18 protein-coding genes are annotated in these 18,627 nt (G+C 47.9%); 9 read left to right on the forward strand and 9 right to left on the reverse strand.

The window, feature by feature from the left end:
• Window positions 1-274 precede the first annotated feature (274 nt).
• On the forward strand, window positions 275-721 hold the full coding sequence (locus ACZ1GS_RS11295) for a PH domain-containing protein (RefSeq protein ID WP_472695287.1): 447 nt from the start codon (window positions 275-277) through the stop codon (window positions 719-721).
• Window positions 722-772: 51 nt separating this feature from the next.
• On the opposite strand, the gene ACZ1GS_RS11300 is transcribed toward ACZ1GS_RS11295, so the two are convergent.
• Window positions 773-1,213 carry a hypothetical protein gene (locus ACZ1GS_RS11300; RefSeq protein ID WP_472695288.1) on the reverse strand — a complete coding sequence of 147 codons (441 nt, stop codon included), beginning with the start codon at window positions 1,211-1,213 and terminating at the stop codon, window positions 773-775.
• Between the two features lie 280 nt (window positions 1,214-1,493).
• Here ACZ1GS_RS11300 and ACZ1GS_RS11305 point away from each other — a divergent pair, with 280 nt between their 5' ends.
• From ACZ1GS_RS11305 to ACZ1GS_RS11315, 3 genes are all read left to right on the forward strand, one after another.
• On the forward strand, window positions 1,494-3,095 hold the full coding sequence (locus ACZ1GS_RS11305; protein WP_472695289.1) for a hypothetical protein: 1,602 nt from the start codon (window positions 1,494-1,496) through the stop codon (window positions 3,093-3,095).
• Between the two features lie 554 nt (window positions 3,096-3,649).
• A complete protein-coding gene (locus tag ACZ1GS_RS11310; RefSeq protein WP_472695290.1) occupies window positions 3,650-3,898 on the forward strand; it encodes a hypothetical protein in 249 nt (82 codons plus the stop codon).
• A gap of 270 nt (window positions 3,899-4,168) precedes the next feature.
• Window positions 4,169-4,606, forward strand: a complete 438-nt coding sequence (locus ACZ1GS_RS11315) for a hypothetical protein (RefSeq protein WP_472695291.1) — start codon at window positions 4,169-4,171, stop codon at window positions 4,604-4,606.
• 71 nt (window positions 4,607-4,677) lie between these two features.
• Here ACZ1GS_RS11315 and ACZ1GS_RS11320 read toward each other — a convergent pair whose 3' ends face one another.
• Complete coding sequence (locus ACZ1GS_RS11320; protein ID WP_472695292.1) at window positions 4,678-5,226, reverse strand: recombinase family protein; 549 nt, start codon at window positions 5,224-5,226, stop codon at window positions 4,678-4,680.
• Between the two features lie 187 nt (window positions 5,227-5,413).
• Here ACZ1GS_RS11320 and ACZ1GS_RS11325 point away from each other — a divergent pair, with 187 nt between their 5' ends.
• Window positions 5,414-6,184 (forward strand): hypothetical protein, encoded by a 771-nt coding sequence (locus ACZ1GS_RS11325; RefSeq protein ID WP_472695293.1) that lies wholly within the window; start codon window positions 5,414-5,416, stop codon window positions 6,182-6,184.
• A gap of 83 nt (window positions 6,185-6,267) precedes the next feature.
• Window positions 6,268-6,972, forward strand: coding sequence for a hypothetical protein (locus tag ACZ1GS_RS11330; RefSeq protein ID WP_472695294.1), 705 nt, complete (start codon window positions 6,268-6,270; stop codon window positions 6,970-6,972).
• A gap of 29 nt (window positions 6,973-7,001) precedes the next feature.
• Here ACZ1GS_RS11330 and ACZ1GS_RS11335 read toward each other — a convergent pair whose 3' ends face one another.
• The 4 genes from ACZ1GS_RS11335 to ACZ1GS_RS11350 all read right to left on the reverse strand — a co-directional run bounded on the left by ACZ1GS_RS11335 (window position 7,002) and on the right by ACZ1GS_RS11350 (window position 13,322).
• Window positions 7,002-7,829 carry a S1 family peptidase gene (locus tag ACZ1GS_RS11335; protein ID WP_472698125.1) on the reverse strand — a complete coding sequence of 276 codons (828 nt, stop codon included), beginning with the start codon at window positions 7,827-7,829 and terminating at the stop codon, window positions 7,002-7,004.
• Window positions 7,830-8,005: 176 nt separating this feature from the next.
• The gene (locus ACZ1GS_RS11340; RefSeq protein WP_472695295.1) at window positions 8,006-10,432 is read right to left on the reverse strand and encodes a DUF4238 domain-containing protein; all 2,427 of its coding nucleotides are present in this window, start codon (window positions 10,430-10,432) and stop codon (window positions 8,006-8,008) included.
• Between the two features lie 1,745 nt (window positions 10,433-12,177).
• Window positions 12,178-13,050, reverse strand: a complete 873-nt coding sequence (locus ACZ1GS_RS11345) for a hypothetical protein (protein WP_472695296.1) — start codon at window positions 13,048-13,050, stop codon at window positions 12,178-12,180.
• Window positions 13,035-13,322, reverse strand: coding sequence for a helix-turn-helix domain-containing protein (locus tag ACZ1GS_RS11350; RefSeq protein WP_472695297.1), 288 nt, complete (start codon window positions 13,320-13,322; stop codon window positions 13,035-13,037). The genes ACZ1GS_RS11345 and ACZ1GS_RS11350 overlap by 16 nt, the downstream gene beginning before the upstream one ends.
• Window positions 13,323-13,412: 90 nt before the next feature.
• On the opposite strand from ACZ1GS_RS11350, the gene ACZ1GS_RS11355 reads away from it, so the two are divergent.
• The 3 genes from ACZ1GS_RS11355 (at window position 13,413) to ACZ1GS_RS11365 (ending at window position 15,801) form a co-directional block, all read left to right on the forward strand.
• Window positions 13,413-14,042 carry a hypothetical protein gene (locus tag ACZ1GS_RS11355; protein ID WP_472695298.1) on the forward strand — a complete coding sequence of 210 codons (630 nt, stop codon included), beginning with the start codon at window positions 13,413-13,415 and terminating at the stop codon, window positions 14,040-14,042.
• On the forward strand, window positions 14,039-15,151 hold the full coding sequence (locus ACZ1GS_RS11360; RefSeq protein WP_472695299.1) for a tyrosine-type recombinase/integrase: 1,113 nt from the start codon (window positions 14,039-14,041) through the stop codon (window positions 15,149-15,151). Before ACZ1GS_RS11355 ends, ACZ1GS_RS11360 begins: the two co-directional genes overlap by 4 nt.
• Window positions 15,152-15,462: 311 nt before the next feature.
• Window positions 15,463-15,801 (forward strand): PilZ domain-containing protein, encoded by a 339-nt coding sequence (locus tag ACZ1GS_RS11365; RefSeq protein ID WP_472695300.1) that lies wholly within the window; start codon window positions 15,463-15,465, stop codon window positions 15,799-15,801.
• Window positions 15,802-15,813: 12 nt separating this feature from the next.
• Here ACZ1GS_RS11365 and ACZ1GS_RS11370 read toward each other — a convergent pair whose 3' ends face one another.
• The 3 genes from ACZ1GS_RS11370 to ACZ1GS_RS11380 all read right to left on the reverse strand — a co-directional run bounded on the left by ACZ1GS_RS11370 (window position 15,814) and on the right by ACZ1GS_RS11380 (window position 18,621).
• Window positions 15,814-16,539 (reverse strand): hypothetical protein, encoded by a 726-nt coding sequence (locus tag ACZ1GS_RS11370; protein ID WP_472695301.1) that lies wholly within the window; start codon window positions 16,537-16,539, stop codon window positions 15,814-15,816.
• Entirely contained in the window at window positions 16,540-17,745 is a 1,206-nt protein-coding gene (locus ACZ1GS_RS11375) for a toxic anion resistance protein (RefSeq protein WP_472695302.1), read from the reverse strand.
• Between the two features lie 171 nt (window positions 17,746-17,916).
• Window positions 17,917-18,621 carry an arylesterase gene (locus tag ACZ1GS_RS11380; RefSeq protein WP_472695303.1) on the reverse strand — a complete coding sequence of 235 codons (705 nt, stop codon included), beginning with the start codon at window positions 18,619-18,621 and terminating at the stop codon, window positions 17,917-17,919.
• Window positions 18,622-18,627 lie beyond the last annotated feature (6 nt).

An 18,627-nucleotide genomic window follows, 5' to 3' on the forward strand; every position in this document is an offset into this window, starting at 1 on the left:
CGAACAAGATTCCGAAAACCCAAACAGACAATAATCCATACTTCCGATCTAAAACAGTCGCGATGATCTCAAACAAGAGCCTTACAATTATATGGATCATGTCCATCTGAAATAACTTTCATATTATGTCCGCAATATCCCGAAAGCGGACGTTTGAGGATTGCAACGTCGGTGAACAGTTCCTCGAGTTGTGTGATCTACCGCATTGTGGAGGCCGAAAGGTGTGTTAGACCATTTCAATAAGAATGGGGGCGGCATGATCAGGCGAATTTTGATGTTATTGGCATCCCTTGCATTTCTTCCTCAAATTGTAATGGCCAATAGTGCCAACAGCACTCAACATGATCTTACTGGATATTGGAAATATGGCGATAATCGCATCCTCTATCTAACCCATGATGGTTCCAAGCTCACCTCTCGTCATACAAAGCAAACATCAGACTATGCCCACTATGCCGAAGAAATCGATTTTTCAGCAACGGTTTTGGGTGATCTGGTTCACGGCGCACATCTCATTCGCTTACGATGGCCGATGTATTGTAAATGCCCGGTGGATATGTGGGTTGGTATTGGCTTGACCATCAATGATGATCAGACTGTCATGACTGGATTCAGAGGGCATCGAAAAGTTGATCTTGTGACATGTGAGGTGAGTAAAGGGCCCACTCGATCGTTTATTTATCGCCGAATGCTGGATGCGGACGGAAATCCACTGAAGTAGCCCATGACAGGGCTGCCAATGGCCGCAATATCCCGAAAGCGGACATTGGATTTACGGCTTAATCTTTTCGGCTAGGCGCTTCGCTTCCACCATGTTTCGATCTTCAAATTTTTCGCGTCTGAACAAAGGCAACGCGTCAAAGAGTGAAGAGGAAGGCTTCATAGCGAGAGCATTAAGTCTATAGTCTGCGGCATTCTCATCTCCGTTCATCCGACTAAGATAGTATTCGCAATACTCACATATGTATCTGTTATGTTTCGCCTTTTTCTGTGCAGCGGCTTCAAGTGCCTGTTTCAATAATATCTTGGCCTTGTCGAAATCGCGTTCCTCCAGGTGAAGCCTAGCGCCCATTGCGATATGACGCGGGATTTCGCTCTCTTGAAATTTTAAGTAATGCATTCGTGCAGAAACAAGGTCGCTCTCCCGCATGGAATCGCGAAATGCAACAACTGCGGATGAATGGGCCAGAGCGCGCTTTATCTTTTGGAACATGCATATTGGTGTACCAAAATATTTATCGTTCTGTAACCCGCCGAAAACAAGCTAATGTCCGCTTCTGCGCCCATAGCGGACACTAGAGTTGTGGCTACTATATCCCGAAAGCGGACACTAACTTAGACCGTCTTTAACGACCGCAATTGGGCCGTCAGCAGAATGTCTGCATTTAGTCGGCAATACCGACAAAGCAGACGTTGTGGTTCGCGTTTCAGGAACTTCCGGCTCCGACCCAACTCTAGACATTTATGACGGCACCGATGTAGGATCATGTTAGATGCTCAAATTGGTAAAAAACTGGAGAGCCGCAACGGCTTTTTTGATCTGCTTGGCGGCCTGTTGGAGCTCTCTGCTGTTGGTCTTGGCCCTTGAACGCAGCTCATACACCGACGAGTTCGGGCTATATGAGTTTGGTGATCTTTTCATCAACAATGATGAGGGCCATTGGATAGGGATCGCAGTATTCGCCGTCGCATCGCTGATCTGGACTGCACTTATTTTATTGGTTTCGACGTTCATGCAATCACTTGCCCAGAAAGAAAGTCTGTGGGGACATGTCCTTATTTGCGGCCTTCTGCCATTGGGTTTGTTGGCTTTGGACCGAGCGGAATATGAAGCGCTTTATCTCTCGATTTGCGGAGTGATAGCTGGCGCATCATGGTGGTGGATTTATCGCCGTGCGATGGTCCGCCGGGAGCCTGAGTCCTACATACCCAAATTCTTTAAAGTGCTGCTGTCGGTGGGGTTGGCACTCAACCTATACAGCTTCTACAATGGATGGCCGGTAGATTATTATTCTGAGCTCAATTTTGATGATGTGCGCGAGAACAAAGAGATCGGTAGCCATATTGAAGGTGGGGTAATCGCTGGCGGCGAGTTATTGCTCTACAACAATGTAGGTTCGCTGTTCGCCTATGATCGCAGCAACTGGGATGCACGGCTGCTCAAGGCTGAATCTGTGATCGATGTGGAAAAATCAGACGATCAAATCTGGATATTGTCTGCGACTGGATTGCTTGATGACATTAAGTACGAGGATGAATTGCCGCCAGGAGAGTTTACGCTTAGCACTTTTAAGAACCAAGAAATCGTTGAAATTGACAAAATGCCATTCGGTACAAGCGAACGACCCATCGCACTCGCAATCCACAACGATACTCCAGTCGTCGTTGCTCAGCGAAAGATCCTTTTATTCGATCCAGATCGATCGAAATGGGATCAAATAATACTTGATCAGCCCATAGGAGGCAAACAGATGATCAGGGACTGGGTTTCTGATGCCATCGTTTCAGATGACGGCAAGTATCTCTATGTTGGCATCAATGCTGGCGAGCTTGGCGGTGACCTGTATGTCATAAACTTGCAGAGTGGATCGGTTGGATGGGCGGGAGATCGATCTGGCCGCAAAGATTGCGAAATTGAAGATCTTGATCCCTGCACAGCGATCACCGGATTGGTCAATTCAAACGCAAATCCAGGATGTTTGATCCGAGCCCAGGGAATTTCCCATTGGTCTACATTTGGCCAACTAACGCAGGTTTGTGGCAATGATGTGGAGTTACTTTTCAGCAAAAGCCGCGATCCTCTTTTGAAGAAGCTGGTTCGCTATATTCGTACAATTCGCAACCACCAAGAACCACTACATGCTCATGAACCTTTTTTTGATCTGGCAATGACCGAAAACGGAAATCTATGGAGTGTTTCCTATATCTGGCTCTATCAAATGCAAGATGGGACCTGGAAGAAGCAGGAAAGAATTGATTTTCAAAAACACGGTGACATTTGGATTGGCGTTGACACCAACGATCTATTGGTTGTTTTGACGGCCCGAAACGCCCAGCGTTCCCTTTCGGGGACCACGCCACTTTTGATACAATAGGATTTCAATATCCGTTCTGAGCAGAGCCTGCACGTCATGGAACAGCGTGATCCTTAATGTCCGCTCCCACCCCTAGTTTACGGCAGACGGGGCCGGCGCAAACCGCATCCAATCTCGGCGAACCAAATTATTCGCATCAATGACCGAGATCGGGATGTAACGGACATTAGAGTCGTCAGCCGGCTTATTTACTCTACACTGGAAGCAGCTCAATAATTGTTTAAAGTGTCCGAATGGAAACGCTCGTTGGTAAGATCAGCCTACTCGTCGTAATTGTTTGTGCCCCATTGAGCATTTTGCTGCTGATTTTGATGATTGGTTTTGCTGGATCACCTTGGACGAACATTTTTCAGCTTCCCAGCGAGACCGACGGGATTGTTCTCTTTTGCATCTACTGGACGATCATAATCAGCCCTTGGATAATCTTGTCGATGTGGCTTCTGAAAACTGTTCGGAAAAAGAAAACCGACTAGAATAAATCAGATAAATAGTGGATCTGCCAATGTCCGCTTTCGGGATATTGCGGACAATAAGAAACTCGTTACGATCAAGTTATGCGTGATGACGGATATAAAAGCGATGCCAGCCCAGAAGATAGATGGGGCTGCGTTGTCGCCGCAATAGTTGGCATACCGGTGTTCATTTTTCTACTATTGGTCGACGCATTGGGACACTGCGCACCAGATACTACTTGTGAAAAAGGGTTTTTGACTCAGGTTCTTTTACCATCAATCGCCACTGCCGTCGTTTCAGGTCTGATCGTTTGGTGGCTGGTGAAGCGAGCGAACACAGACGATCAGTAACGTCCGCTTTCGGGATATTGCGGATGTAAGGAATTCAAGAAGCCAACCCTTGCTCCAATCAGTTAAGCGAGTTACAAAAATTGAGCATCCGGTAAATCCTGGGTGTGAGGCTTAGTAACCTCTGAACTCTCGGCCGGTCACATCGTGTGGCCGGGTGGCTGTCGCCATGTCCAAGGCTCTGCCTAAAAGCGGCAGCGCCTATGCGAGAGTCTAGGTTACTAACGCCCGGCTAGTGTCGGGTTAGCCTCTTATTTGAAACACGGAGGCATTATGAAAATTCTCTCTTTTGCGTTGATCGCATCATTCTTCACAACACAGCAAAGCGATTTGCCGGCAACTACCATGGAAGATTCAAAAGTTGAGGATGTTCACAAGTCAACTCAAGAGAGCGTTGATTTGACTCCGCACTTCAGAGACTGGTTGGACATCAACACAAAAGACCCCGACTCCGTAAAAATAAAGCTGATAACACCGGCGCGTCATGAACTTGTGGTATTAAAGCGTGGATTGCTCGGTAAAAAGAAATGGTCAGGTTGGTTTGCTTGTTATCGTCTCAATGCGAAAAATTCCTACGGCGCTTACACAGGCTATAGACCTGTAGCTGTCATAAAGACTGACGACGGCAAACTTGTTGTATGGGTAGACAATCAAGGTAGCGACAATCACTATCGCAGCTATGAAAGACAGATTGTCGAGAATTATTGCTAGGTTCAGTGCGGAGCAACAATTGTCCTACGAAACGATAACTTGAAATCAAGATATCGTTTCAGAACATGGTTTCATGTCCCATTGAGCAATCGATATACACTGGCTCGCCCAATGCCCATCTCTTTGGCAATCGCAGCGCCACCCATACCAGCCGATTTGAGCTCTCGGACCTTTTCGGCATTGATGCTGGCTGGGCGACCTTTGTACACACCGCGCTTCTTAGCTTTTTCTATGCCCTCACGTTGACGCTCTTTTCGGATGTCGGTTTCAAACTCAGCTACAGCGCCAAGAATTCCCAATACCAGTTTACCCATCGATGTTGTGGTATCTACAGCGTCCTGCTGTAGGCATTGGAAGCCAACTTTCTTTTTCGAAAGCTGGTGAATGATGTCATGTAAATCTTTGCCAGATCGCGCCAACCTATCAAGACGAGTTACTACTAGTGTATCACCTTCTCTAAGCCATTCTAGAGCCTCTTGTAGCGCCATTCTATTGGTCGCCGAAGTTCCGCTCTGCTTTTCCGAGAAAACCTTCTCACAGCCTGCATTTTTGAGATTTTCGATCTGGACTTCTAAGCTTTGCCCAACCGAACTTACACGTGCGTATGCTACCATCGTCATTATTGTTTCTCCTGTCTCGTTTAGCTCTAGAGTCAGGTGAAATTACCGCCTCATAATCGGAAGCGAACTCTATTGAGACAGGAAGTGGAAGCGGCGAGACGCCTCGGATGGGTTTACTTTAACGGAACTGGGCATATACAATTGCCTGATGGCCCATTATCTATAAGGTATTACTAGGGGGATTTTCATGCGAAGAACCATTACTTTGGCGATTGGTTTGTTGATGAGTTCACAGATTGCCCTAGCTGAAATTGTTATTGCGAGTAATGACAGTAGCTCTGAGCTACCCCAGTATCAGCTACATCTACTTCAGCAGCAGGAAGAGCCAGCAAGGAAGTTTCTCTCAGGCATGTGGAAAGCTTGGTGGGGCGAAGAAGCCATAATTACATATAATCTTCCAGCTAATTTTCAGTCCAGGATGGCATTCAATAGCTATTCGGGGCCTCAAGCAAAGCCTAGGAGATTAGAGTTACACGATAGGGTTAAGGGCGAAAGAGTGTTTTTCTCACCTGGTTCTACGCTTGTTTATGACATGAAAAGCGCTGTAATCAGAGTCTCGCAACAAGGTGAAAGTGTTGAAGGGCGATGGACGGCGGTTACGGAGGGCGAAAACTCAATTCCGTTTAAGTCCACACAGTCCAATGTGAACCCTAACAATCAGGGCGCCTCCCAGATACTTAGGATCAATACGCCAGCCTATCTTGTGATCACTTTTCAACTCTCTAATGTTCCCCCTAGCTGTGCATCGTTCCCAGCCTATATCCGAGTCGATGGTCAGCGCATCTCCGACGAAAATGGCAATCGTCAGCCAATCTATCCAAATAGCAGTATCTTGGCATTCGGACGCAGTGTTGATTTCTCACCTAGCACTACTTGCAACAGTAACACCGACCCAACTTACCAGGTGTCGCTAAAAATCGCAGAGCAGTCAGACGTTGATTCTGCGTTGGGAATTTAACCCAAATATATCGCAAGATACCGGCATGGGATTGCGATTGAGATTGTTGGCGCATCGATCATTTTTGACCTGTGAGTATAATCATGATTTCAAATCGGTTTGAATCTTTGGCGCAGGCATTTCGCGTCTTTACGGAACAGAAATTGAAATTTGGGCCACTGCTTTTAATAGATGCTCCCGAAGCCGTAGGGAATTTAGATCATGCAATAGATGGAATACTCAATGCATTTCATGGGCTGTATGACGCCGCGAAAATTGAAGCTCCTGCCTCTTTCGATTTCTACCAAAGTCCGATCTGTGCGACCATTTTGAGGCTAAGGAATGCGCGGCATCACAACAAGGCGAACGGTGTGCGCAGCATTTATCGGCGCGCTCGGGGTGAGGAACCACCCGTCGATTATTTACTAGTTGATTTTCCTGCCGGAGCTGGTGAAAAAGGAGGAAGCTTTGCCGACTACTTCGTTGCTTGGCAGGACGTTCTAGCCGTACTTGACGAGCAGCATGAGAAATATCCTGACTCCGTAATTGCAGGGCGTGAAGCTATTGGAGCTACAATATTTGAAAACTGGTGCAGTAGCCAGGGCTATTCAAGTCGCCAGATTTTCATCAACCTAGTCCCTATTCTTGCTGCGGCTTGCGCGTCCTGTACCGGACCGCTAGCAGAATACATTACACCGGAGAGCGTTGAGGCCGAATCGTTCCTTGTGATATTTCAGGAGGTTGGGGTAGCAAAATTTACGGAACCAGATTTCGTTGAGCTGACCAGCGCAGTTTTTTGGCCGGCATAAGTTAGAAAAACCAGGCAGGCTAAGCCACTTCAGTATATCGATGATCGAGGTAGATTCATATTTTGTCCTTCGATCAGACAGTTATCACCCCAAAATGCTCGAGCGGTCGCATAGCCCCCCATTGGAGAGCCGGTGCTGACCAAACCTATGACACTACCTTGTTCATCGAAAACGGGACCGCCACTCATGCCCGCTGGCCAATCACCATCAACGATGTACCTCGGCCAGGGACGAGATGATTCAGCATCGTGAGCTACGACTTCGGTCACTGTCCGAATTGACCCGTGGAGATACGAAGAAAGCGTTAACGCTGTTTCAGTATCGGTTGGAGTTTCGACATCCATTTCTGAATAGCCTACAGCCAACAACCGCTCCCCAACTTCAACGCGCCTAGAGCTGCAATTTAGGAATTGGTGCTCGTGGGGGGGCAGCAATTTGGACGGCATGTCTAATTTGATGATTTCAGTCAGGTTGCGAGGAATCGTTTGAGTATATGGGTCGATCTGAGGCGCCACACGCGTATAATAGTCTTGTATCGACAACCAATTTTCGTCGCGAATACCAGCCGTGCCGACAACATACCCAAGCATTTCGATTGCTAAGGGGTTGGCGCCATCTCTGGGTGATGGTTTCGTCAAATTTGTTGCGCTGAATTCGAAGGTGTCCTCAAGAACGTGAAAGGCAGTCAGCATCTGACCATGCCGGTCAATGCGAAAAGCTGTACCCAGGGCGGTTAAGGTCTGACAATCGGGATGTAAATTCCAGAGCGGTAAGACGTTGCTGCCTAATCCAAATGGGTCTTGAACTAAGAACAAAGGCTCGTTTGCTGAATTTGATGGCGTGACTGGAAAAGGCATCTCCTGCAAACATTACTCGCGAGAGCCCATTAGTCAAATTCGAAAAGTGATTGGCACAGTGATTGGTGTGCCGGCTAGCACAGGTTTGGCAGTGCTGGTCACGTGCCACAAGAAATAACGGTGGCTCGGCATAGTTTCAAAATTGTCTGCAGATCTACTCAAATGAGGTTGCGATGTCACAGTCCATCTGACTTCACAAAGAATGCCATGGGCACGCTGTCAAGATGGTGTTCCGCGCTGGACATCAATAGAAGCCTGTTCACTGTATTATCGTGGATACCACCGCTCGGAAAAATCCCCTGTACTTTGGCGGATTTAAATACACCGCCATAGCGCTTAAATTGTTTTTGTGCCCCCTTGTGCATCCGATGAAGACGATTTGGCAGTTGGCTTTCCCAGTTTGTTTTGGCAGATTGATTATTACGCTTTAACAGATAGTTGAAAATATCAGCGAAGAGTGGTGCATAGTATTGAAACGCGTTCGTCTCGTGCATCAGAGCGAATTCTTCGATGGAATTTGTGAAGTTAAAAGTCTTCCCTTTCAGTTCATCTGCAAAGCGAGTGAGACGATGTGGTGCACCGCCGCTTTGCCTTGAAATTGCCACTTGAATCTCTTTCCAACGATGGGGAGAGTCGGTAATTATCGAAGCTCCTGTCGCTTGAGCAATGTACAGCGACATCTCGAAATTTGGACTCATCTTTGCCATACCGAGTTGTCCACTTTGGTCCCCGCCCTCAAAGATATTTTTTTGCAAAGCAGCTAACGGATCGCGTTCCTGCTGTATTCGAATATAATCGAGTGCTTTAGCAACACCTTTCTCATCGATTTCCGGTGAGGATTTGCGTACTTGGCTAGCAAGATATTCTGATGGCATCGACATAATGTTTCGGCGCATATCTTCTTCCATCAAGCGCTTTATACGTGGTTCGCCTTCAAGTGTGATTTGCATTCTCGCAGACCGCCTCTGGGCCATTTCCATCACTTGTCGTTTTAGGTGCAAATCGAAGTCGGTAGGGTCTGGGATGAGATTTACAAAACCTGCTTCGATCAAAGGCAAAATCATCAGAAAGAAGTAGACGTTTTTGATGAAATCTTGATGGTGCGATTGAGGGTTCCTCACAGGGCTAAACTCCTCAACCATATGTCCCGGATGGATAAAGGGGTTCTCTATCAAAATCTCTCCGAAATACAGGCTTAAGCCCATAGCAAAGTCTTTGATCGCATACGGATGGAGTGAGCCTGAATATACGCTGCGTGGCCGACCATCCGGCTTCGGGAGCAACGATAGTATATCGGTCTCTATCGGCCAGAGTGCATGATATAGGAGATACACATCTTTTATCTGATCTTTAGTTAGCGAACGTCGAAATTCGTTCCAGTCTCTGCGACCGTCAAGCTTGAGGATATCTACTATACCACGCCCGAAAGTGAGATTGCGCTCACGGATGCTCAATTCTGTCCAGCTAGGCCGCAGATATTCGGATATTTTTTTGCAGCACGAGCCATAGCTCAATCCAGAACCGCACCCGCATGCTTCAGAAGACCCGAGTTTCTCAATTGGGCATTGCTTCTTGAGCCACCCAGCAGCCTTCTCGGTCCGACCAAACTCATCTTGGTAATGAAAGTCACCACTATCGAACTTGGCGTATAATTCACCGCCGTAATGGTGAAGTTCGTCAATTGGTGGACGAAGCAACTCTCCTAGTGCACTCCATGTTGGAATATTTCCCAAATTGGGATCTAACCAGGCCTCATTGCCTGCTGCAACGAAGCGACGTGCACGAACCTTTATGATGTGGTTAACTTGGCAAACTTCGCTAGCCGTTAACTCACGCGTTCTAACAAAAGCGTCGGTACGAACCATCGAAGACCTGAAATTTCTCGCAAATGTACGCTTTTCTGTAGGTGGTACGGCGGGGTCTTGCGCATACTCAAGATTCGTTAAGATCAGGCAATGGTCTTGATCGAGAACGTAGATAGTTTGTGAGCCTTTCAGCCAGATAGAAGGATCGAGTGGATACTGGCAATCGTCGGCTTCGGGTGGAAAGGCGTGATTGTAAATTGTAACTGGGTGATCGCTTATGATGAATTTGACATCGGAATCCCTCGCCGATACAATTTCTTTCACTCCTTCGCTCCATATGGTGCAATGCATCGACCGTATTGCTTGCATTTCCATCATAAGATCATTCTGTGTGAGCTTCGGGTAACGAGACCGAAGCCAGTCCAAACCTTTCGGAGTGCGGATTTTTTGAACATCGATGTATAAGAAGAGATTTTGGAATTGTGCGTGCCATGCGCCCACATTGTCTGTCGCAAACGCCCTAACGGCCGGTGCGCCCTCTGTGTCAATCGCGCCGAACATTTTTCGCTCGATTTCGTCATTTGGGTGAGCACCGAAGAATGTCGTATAAAGATCACGCTGAACGAAGCACTGGCTGGGATACGATTTAAAGCGTGACCTGCCGGGTCGAGAAGTTCCGTCGCGCGATGGATGCGATTTGGGCTGCATGTCACAATATGCAAGCTGGCTTTGTTCCGGCAGGAGAAATCCTCGTTGATACCAGATCGGAACGTAATGATTGTTGCGTGTTGCAGGCATTCAACTGCTCACATTAAGCTTGATTGTGGACGAACTGTCGTTGACTTCCTGGATGCTCAGTTGTCCTCAAGCTTTGTTTGCGAATCTCATATGTCTATCTATTGTATCTTACCCTGAATTGGTAACGTAAATTCGTATTACTGAATTGGGACGAGTTACGCCGATATTGCCAATTCAATACACGCTGTTTTGCGACAATATTCTGGTTGATCAGAGCTTTTATGTAGTTTGCGGTCACACCTAAAACAGTATTTGGATTGATCGAGGAATCCGCCTCAAAGTGATTTCAAGAGCTTAACATTTCGAATACGGATATCGTACGGATTCAGCCTATGAGCATCCTCGTGACATATTGCTCGCCGGTGGAAGGGGCACTTTTAGAAATATCCGAACAGCATCGGTCCGCTTGATATCGGTCGAGCAATTTTCAAATGCCAAAAAAGTGTCGTTGTTAAGAGACCCGTATAGACAAGAGGCAAGGTAGGTTCAGAGCAATTTATATTTTAATTCCAACGCAAACTTTGACAGTTGTGATTAGCGCTTTGATCCCATCGACATAGGTGGGGAAGGAGAGTTGGAGTTTGTTCTCTAGCAGCGAAAACCCATCTCCAATTCTCAATTTGATTACAAAATTAACTATAATCCTATCACATTATACAGGGCTATGTCCTTGAATTTGTATACAATTGCATTGATTTAACAGCACAATTAAATTACATTGATGTCAGTTAGAAGTGGTTTGTTGAAGGATTTTTTAGCGATAATGACACGCGAAAAGATGTTTATTATATAGCCTAATACTCAATTACATTGATTGCTTCTGCCATGATGATTTCTACTGGCGTGGAGCAATTCGTTTCCTCCCCGTTGGTATCAACCCCGTCCTATCACCAAAAAGTGAGGGGCGCTGTTTGATGAGGCTGAAAGGATGAGGACAAAAGACAAAACCAAGCAAGAGCGGCAGTTGCAACTTCCTGGGTTCATGGATCAATTCGCTCCATCACACCAAGAAGTTGAAGCAAAGATTTCTGAGCAAAGAGAGAAGACCAAACGAACATTCGGATGGTTCGGGTTTATCTTGATCGGTTTACTAATGATCCTGTCGTTCGTAACGCTTGGTGAAGTCAAGTTCGAAACTCTAATTTTCAGCATAACATAACGTTTGTTAGCAAGAATTATTGAAAATCATCGAAGAGCTATCCCTTAGATGCATTCCGAGGCTCAAGGCCTTGCGCACATCGCAATCGGTTATAAGCCCCTAACGCGATCCTCATCGCTTTGGGCGAGTGTTTGTTCAAGTGCGTCAAGTGCCATCGCAGCCAGCCGTTTGTCAGTCATAAAACTCACGGCGTCATTCTGAGCGTCAAAATGAATGAAGATATGCTAGCAAGGGTCACCGCACGTGCAGTGAGAAGTGAGCTGTAAAAACAACAACAATGAATAGGTCTGTGGAACAATGAGAACCATTCAATAGGTCTATAAGGGATCAATTTCATTCAGAATACTCTGATGTGACATCTACGTGGATGGATCGGGTTCCAAAACCTCCGGCGGATAGGAAGCATCAGGGTAATGACATTGGCAACGAGCTAAGACTTCAACATTTTATACCACGTTGACTCAATCAACATCGAAAATTCTGTGCGATTGGGCTGATCTCGCAGAAACCAGCCCATCACAACGGATGCTTGTGGATAACAGAAACTTCAAACACCGGTTTTCACTTTAGATCCGTCAACTTAGCGTCAACATCTTCCCGGTTGCCCAGTGAATGTTAAATAAGGCATCTTATCAAATCCTGGCCATTGTCCGGTGATACCTTCGTAGAACAATTTTCCTGCGCCTATCGCACCGTTGGAGAGTGTATGGCGCCTTTCCGGTAATCTAGCGTCGCGGCTTTTCCAGAATTTCATTATGTAACTTACGAAAGCCGGACCGCGATCTTTATATACCACGCTGTGAACCGACCGAGGCTCTTGACGATTGGTACCGATGTTCTGTCCACAAGCTCTTGCTACAGCTTCTGTGATAGGCTTTTGATAGTCTTTCTCCATCATTATCACCGCACCGTGAATGTGAAGCTTGGTCTTCGCTGGCTTGTATTTTCCAGTCCATCCATTTTTCTTTTTTCTTCTTCCTTCAATCACAAAGAAGAAATCTAGATCGTCGTCAATATCAGGATGTTTCTTTAGCTCCTTACGAACTCTGTCTCGTATGTATGTTCTGATATCTAGATCTTCATTTGCACACTTACGTACGATGTTTTCGTGGATGTGAATATTGACAACTAAAGTACCATACTCGTTCATAGCCAACATTATCAACTGCATCTTTGCCCAAGGCGTCAAATCGTCCCAAGGCGGCATCGGTCTTCCATCGGGTCGATGAGTCATTGGAAACGCTGTTAGCGCTGTGTTGAGTGGAGGAGTATCTTGCGGAAAATAGCGAGATAGCGGCTCTATGGGTTTCCCAAACACGGAATGTAGCTTTTCCGATTCACGCTTCCTTTGCATGATCTCTGCAATGATTGCTTTGTCGCGAAGCATCTTGCGAACTTCAGCATGTTGACGCTTAATAATTCCACTTTTTCTCGTGAGCTTTTTTAGACTTTTAGACATGCAGCAAAGCTCCTTTCGATAAAATCAGAAAGGTACGATTTTGATTGAACTGACCGCTCGTGTTTTGTTGAACTGAATACCGAATTCAGTTCCGACTTTCGAAAATACAGACGGTTTCCAATGCGTGTGTGTGGCAATCGATTTTTGGCAACCATGTGGTAAATCTTTCTTTTCGTTAGTCCGAGGATACCAGCCGCAGCTTCAGCCCCCTCGATCAGATCATTTTCTATTTTTTTTGTCATACTAGACTCCTTACGTTTATAACGGTACATATACCGTAATTCGAATGTTGAGCCGATTACACTTGCTTTTCTTAAATGTCAATGTATTACGGCATATATACCGTAATAAGGAGAAAACAGGTGTTACTGAAGGAATTGGAGCCTCTTTTGAGGGCAAAGCTTGATATTGCAGAAGACAAAAAGGTCACATTGCTAGGTCGAATTCAAAACCTGCAGCGATTGAAGTTTCCAAAGGGTACCAACACCGGAAGGGGGCGGCGTGTTGATTACGGCTGGTGGGAAATAATTCAGTTTGCAGTTGCATTCGATCTGATGGATGCAGGATTGCCGCAAGAGGTCGCCGCAAAACTCATAAGTGCAAATCAAGAAGCGATTGAGTTTGGTGTTCTAGCTTTTTCAGGTTCAATAACAGCAAGAGGCTTCACTGCAGATTGGGTGATCGCGAATAAAGTTCCGGATGGACAAAACGCATATTTGGCCTGTGCCGTTCAGTCATTGAGAGCCATCAAAAATGAACCAGAACGCCATCAATCCTTCATTGCATATTTTGGAGAAGACGAGGTCTTGCTTGACGGCGAGCTCAACGAACAAATTATCGCGGGTGGCAATATAATTTTGAACTTGGGTCACACGATCATTTTTGCTCTCAATCACGTAGCCTTCGAAATGGAACAAGGCCTGGATCCAACGCTCAATTCGTTCAACGTTTGGTTGGAATCCATCCCTCAAAATGCGAATTCAGCTCGATGAGTATTCGCAAACGTGAGTGGGGTAAAAACAAGGAGAAATCTAGTTGGGTTGTCGATTACCGAGACAATACCGGAAAAAGGCGTCAAAAGACATTTTCTAGAAAGAAGGACGCAGAAGCTTGGTTTACCAACGCAGCTTGGCAGGTCTCTCAGGGAATTCATACTGCGGACAGTCAGAGCATTACTGTCAATGTCGCAGCGCAATTGTGGCTTGACGCATGTCAATGTAACGATCTTGAGCCAACAACCATTGCTGCATATGAGCAACATGTTCGGCTTCACATCAATCCGATCTGCGGCGAACGAAAGCTTTCCCAGCTAACACCCCCAATAATTGAACGAATAAGAGATAACTTTTTGCAAAAGTTATCATATCCAATGGCGAAGAGGGTGCTTCGTTCCTTTAAAGCAATCCTTACAGAAGCATATCGGCGTGGTTTGATCGCTCACAACCCAGCTTCGCCGGTCAAAATGCCTCGTCGCCCCAGAGAGAAATCAAGAACGACAATACCTTCAAAGGCCGAAATTTCTGCCTATCTAACCGCTTCTAAGCAATGCGATGAAATATCAGCATACCCGCTAGCCTGCCTACTGGTATTCAGCGGTTTACGAGCTTCAGAACTGAGAGGATTGTGCTGGTCAAGCATAGATTTGGCCAAAGACACAGTCACCGTGTCCAAGAGAGTAGACGCAAAAAACAACTTTGGAGCGCCAAAATCATACACGTCGAACCGAACGATTCCCCTTCCCTCGGTGGCAATTAGCGCCTTACGCAAATGGAAAATTGCATGTCCCCAATCGAAACAAGGCCTTGTATTTCCATCAGTAAGGGGAAAGGTCATATCCAACGACTATATTACGCGCAAACTTCTAGCTCCAGCTCAGATTGCAGCGGGCCTTCGGGCGGGCTCAAAACACCTGTACGGAATGAGAACGTTTCGTCATGTTGCCGCCTCGTTATGGATCGAACAAAATGCTACACCAAAAAGAATTCAAACCCTTATGGGTCACAGTTCTATCCAAGTAACCTATGATACATATGGTCATCTTTTCGAACAGACAAAACAAGATCAGGAAATCGCAAACGCCATAAGCAAAGAAGTTATTTGACTCCCTATAAGGCGTTACAAAGATGCAACATAGCAGGCCAGGACTACCGGAAAACCTTATCTTTTGACGGACTCTGACTCCGTCAATTGAGGTTCGAATCCTCACGGGGGATCCAGAATATCCTCAGATGCCGGCCAATTGCTCATATCAGTTCGGATTCTATGCCGGCTTGATATCGTGAGATGTTTTCGGCGATCCCTGCCACCCTCGCGATTCAGCTCAATGCAGCTCGAAAAAATTTGTTACCGCGTCTCTTAAGAAATTGCCATTCCCGCCGTCCTAAAGTCACCAGCAACAAACAGGACCGGGATATGCAACAGTTTCAGAGCCGCGATCAACTCCAGTCTGGCCGGCCGATCGTGCGTCAGGACAACCGGGATTCGGTTGATGCCGAGATATTTATCAAGCAGCAGGGCTCGCGCTTGTTTCGGGCGACTTTGTCAAATTTGTCGGTTTCGGGTTTTCGCATGGAAAGCTGGACCAACCTTGATCCGCAGCAGCTTGTTTTGATCCGTTTGCCCGGCATTCAGATGCTCAGCGCCCGGATCAGATGGATCGACTATAATGACTATGGCTGTGAATTTACCAATCACCTGCATCCAGCCATTTTGCAGCATCTGCTGGACCGGCTGAATAGCCTCCAGACCTGATCCTCGCCGCTCCTATCCGGTTTCGGCCGTTCCCGACTGATCATATTTGAGCTCGAGATACCGGCCGCGGATCGACAGATTGTCAATATCACCTTTGGCAATTTGCTGCGTGACCGTGGCGATTTCCTTTTCGATCAAGGTCAGCCCGTCAACCAGTTGCTCGTCGGGTGACTTGCCGCTGTCGCTGCTGTCCTTGCGCAGCGTTTCAGGGATTGCGCGATAGCCGGATATCAGTTCCGGCAGATGCTCGCCCATCAGCTTGCGCACTTCATAGGCGGCGGGCTCCGCCTCATCCAGTTTCTGCAATTGCGGCGAGAGCATATCAAGTTGAACACCGATATTGTTGATGATACCAACCGCCGGCTTCGGCAAGGCCAGGCGCTGGGATTCCAGCCAGATCTCGGTTTTCCCGGCGAGCGTCGTGAGATCCGATTGCACCAGCGTTTCCGGCGTCGGGATTTTCATTTTGGGAAATTTGGTCAACCCCCAGATGCTGCCGGCGATCAATCCAGTGGTGATCATCACACCCCAGAAGCCGATTCCATTGAGGATCGCGCCCGCGATGCTCGCGCCGACCAGGATGCCGGCCGTCGCCAATGCAGCGCGACCGATTTTCTTGAACCAGTGCCCGCGCTTCATCGCTTGCGAGCGCTGGCCAATCGACTGGCGGAACCGCACATCCCGCAGCGACCGGCTGGCATCCGCCATGATCTGATCCGAAGACTGTCCGGCCACCATTTAGTCTTCCAGTGCGCTTAATGGATTTTCGGATGGCGCTTCCAAGGCCGCCTTGTCCTGGCCTTCCGCGCGCGCAATATAGCCTTTCGATTTTTCGATTTCGCCGGACAGGGAATTGACCGTTGTCTTCATATTTTCCAGCGCCTTGATTTTGAACGTATCGATATTGTCCATCGTGTCATAGACATTCTGGAACGCGCGTTGCAGCGTTTCCAGCGGTATCGTCGCCGAAGCGGCCTGCTCATGAATTTCGGCAGTCTGGTTTTTCAGCATATCGCCGGTGCTGTCGATAATGCCGGCGGTCGTCGTATTCAGCGCGCTGATCTGGTCGAGCACCAGCTTCTGATTGGTCAGGGCCTGCGCGACCGTGACGCCGGTGCGTAACGCACCAACCGTGGTGGTGCTGGCCCGGTCAACGCCCTTTACGAGCTCGACATTATTCTTCTTCACCAGATCCAGAGCCAGATAACCCTGCACTGTCACAGCCATCTGGGTTAGCAAATCCTGTGTCCGCTGACGAACGTAAAACAGCGCAGACTCCTGAATCGCCTTGGCCTTGGCCGGATCGGTCGCATCCAGTTCTGCGGCCTTGTCTTCGAGGCGCTGGTCCATGGTTTTGGACACATGGATCATCTGCTCCAGACGTCCCATGGCGGCCCAGAGATTCTTGCGTTCGACGTCGATCGCCGCATTGTCCATCAGCAGCTCGTCCTTGCCGCCCTGAAGCCGCGACAGGATCGATGAAATATGACCCTGAGCGTTTTTATAACCATCGAAATAGTTGCGCAGTTTCGAACCGAACGGAATGATGCCGAAGATTTTACGCGGTGCCAGCAGATTGCCGCGCTTGCCCGGATCGAGATCCTCAACCGTGCGGCGCAATTCCGCGAGGTCGGCGCCAATCCCGCTGCTTTCGTCCATCGTCCGGATCGGGCGGTCGAGAAAGCGGTTGGATTGCCCGGCGGCTTCGACGATTTCCTTGCGGCCCATATTGGTGATCTGATCGACCTTTTTCCCGAATTCAGGGCTATTCTCATCCTGCGCGATCAGGTCATCGATAAAGCCGTCGACCTTTTCCTCAAGCTTGGATTTGACTTCATCTCCGACCGGAACCAGGCCCGATGCCTTGGTTGGCGCGACCGCAACCACCGGATCTGGCGGCGTCAAAGTCAGGTCATCGGTTGCAGTAATCGTTTCAGTCGCCATTGCGTCAAGCCTCCATCCAGCCGAAAAAGTCCAGCATTTGCTTATTAAATGGATGCAAATGCTCTGTTTTTCAAGCGTTACCCGCGCTGTATTATGAAAATAATACAGGATTGGCCCAAAACGCGGTTCGTCGAACCCGTCAATTGCCCCGCTTACCAGCCTGAAACGGGATCAATTCGGCAAGGCCGCCTTTACCGCCGGCGTGATCCGTTCAACGATGATATCGATACCCGCGGCATTCGGATGAATCCCGTCGGGCAGGATCAGATCCGGACGCCCGACAATGCCGTCCATGAAAAACGGATAGAGCGCAGTATCATATTGCTTGGCCAGCGCCGGGTAAATGATGTTGAACTGGTCGCTATAGTCCTGGCCCAGATTGGGCGGGGCCAACATGCCGGTCAGCATCACCGGAATATCCTGATCTTCCAGCTTCTGGACCATCGCTTCCAAATTGGAGCGGGTTTCCGTCGGCTTCAGTCCGCGCAGCAGATCATTGCCGCCCAATCCGAGCAGAACCAGATCGGGTTTGCGCGGCAGACTGTTGAGAACGAAGTCCATCCGGCGCAGTCCTGCCGCCGTGGTATCGCCGGATACACCGGCATTGTGCACGCGAACATCTTCGCCCTGGCTGTTCAGCGCTTGCTGCAGATCAGGTACAAAACCTTCATTGGGGGCCAGACCATAGCCGGCATAAAGACTGTCGCCAAAAGCGAGAATGAGCGTGTCGGCTTCTGAAACCGGCGCTTCCGGCGCGGTTGCCTCGCTCGCCAACTCGGTTTGGGGAGCCGCCTGGTCTTCCCCGGCGGGTGAACAGGCAATCAGAAGTTGAAGAATTGCAATATAAAACCCATATGCAAAAAACCTGCTCATCATCGGATC

The organism is Parasphingorhabdus sp. W113 (genome assembly GCF_055693205.1).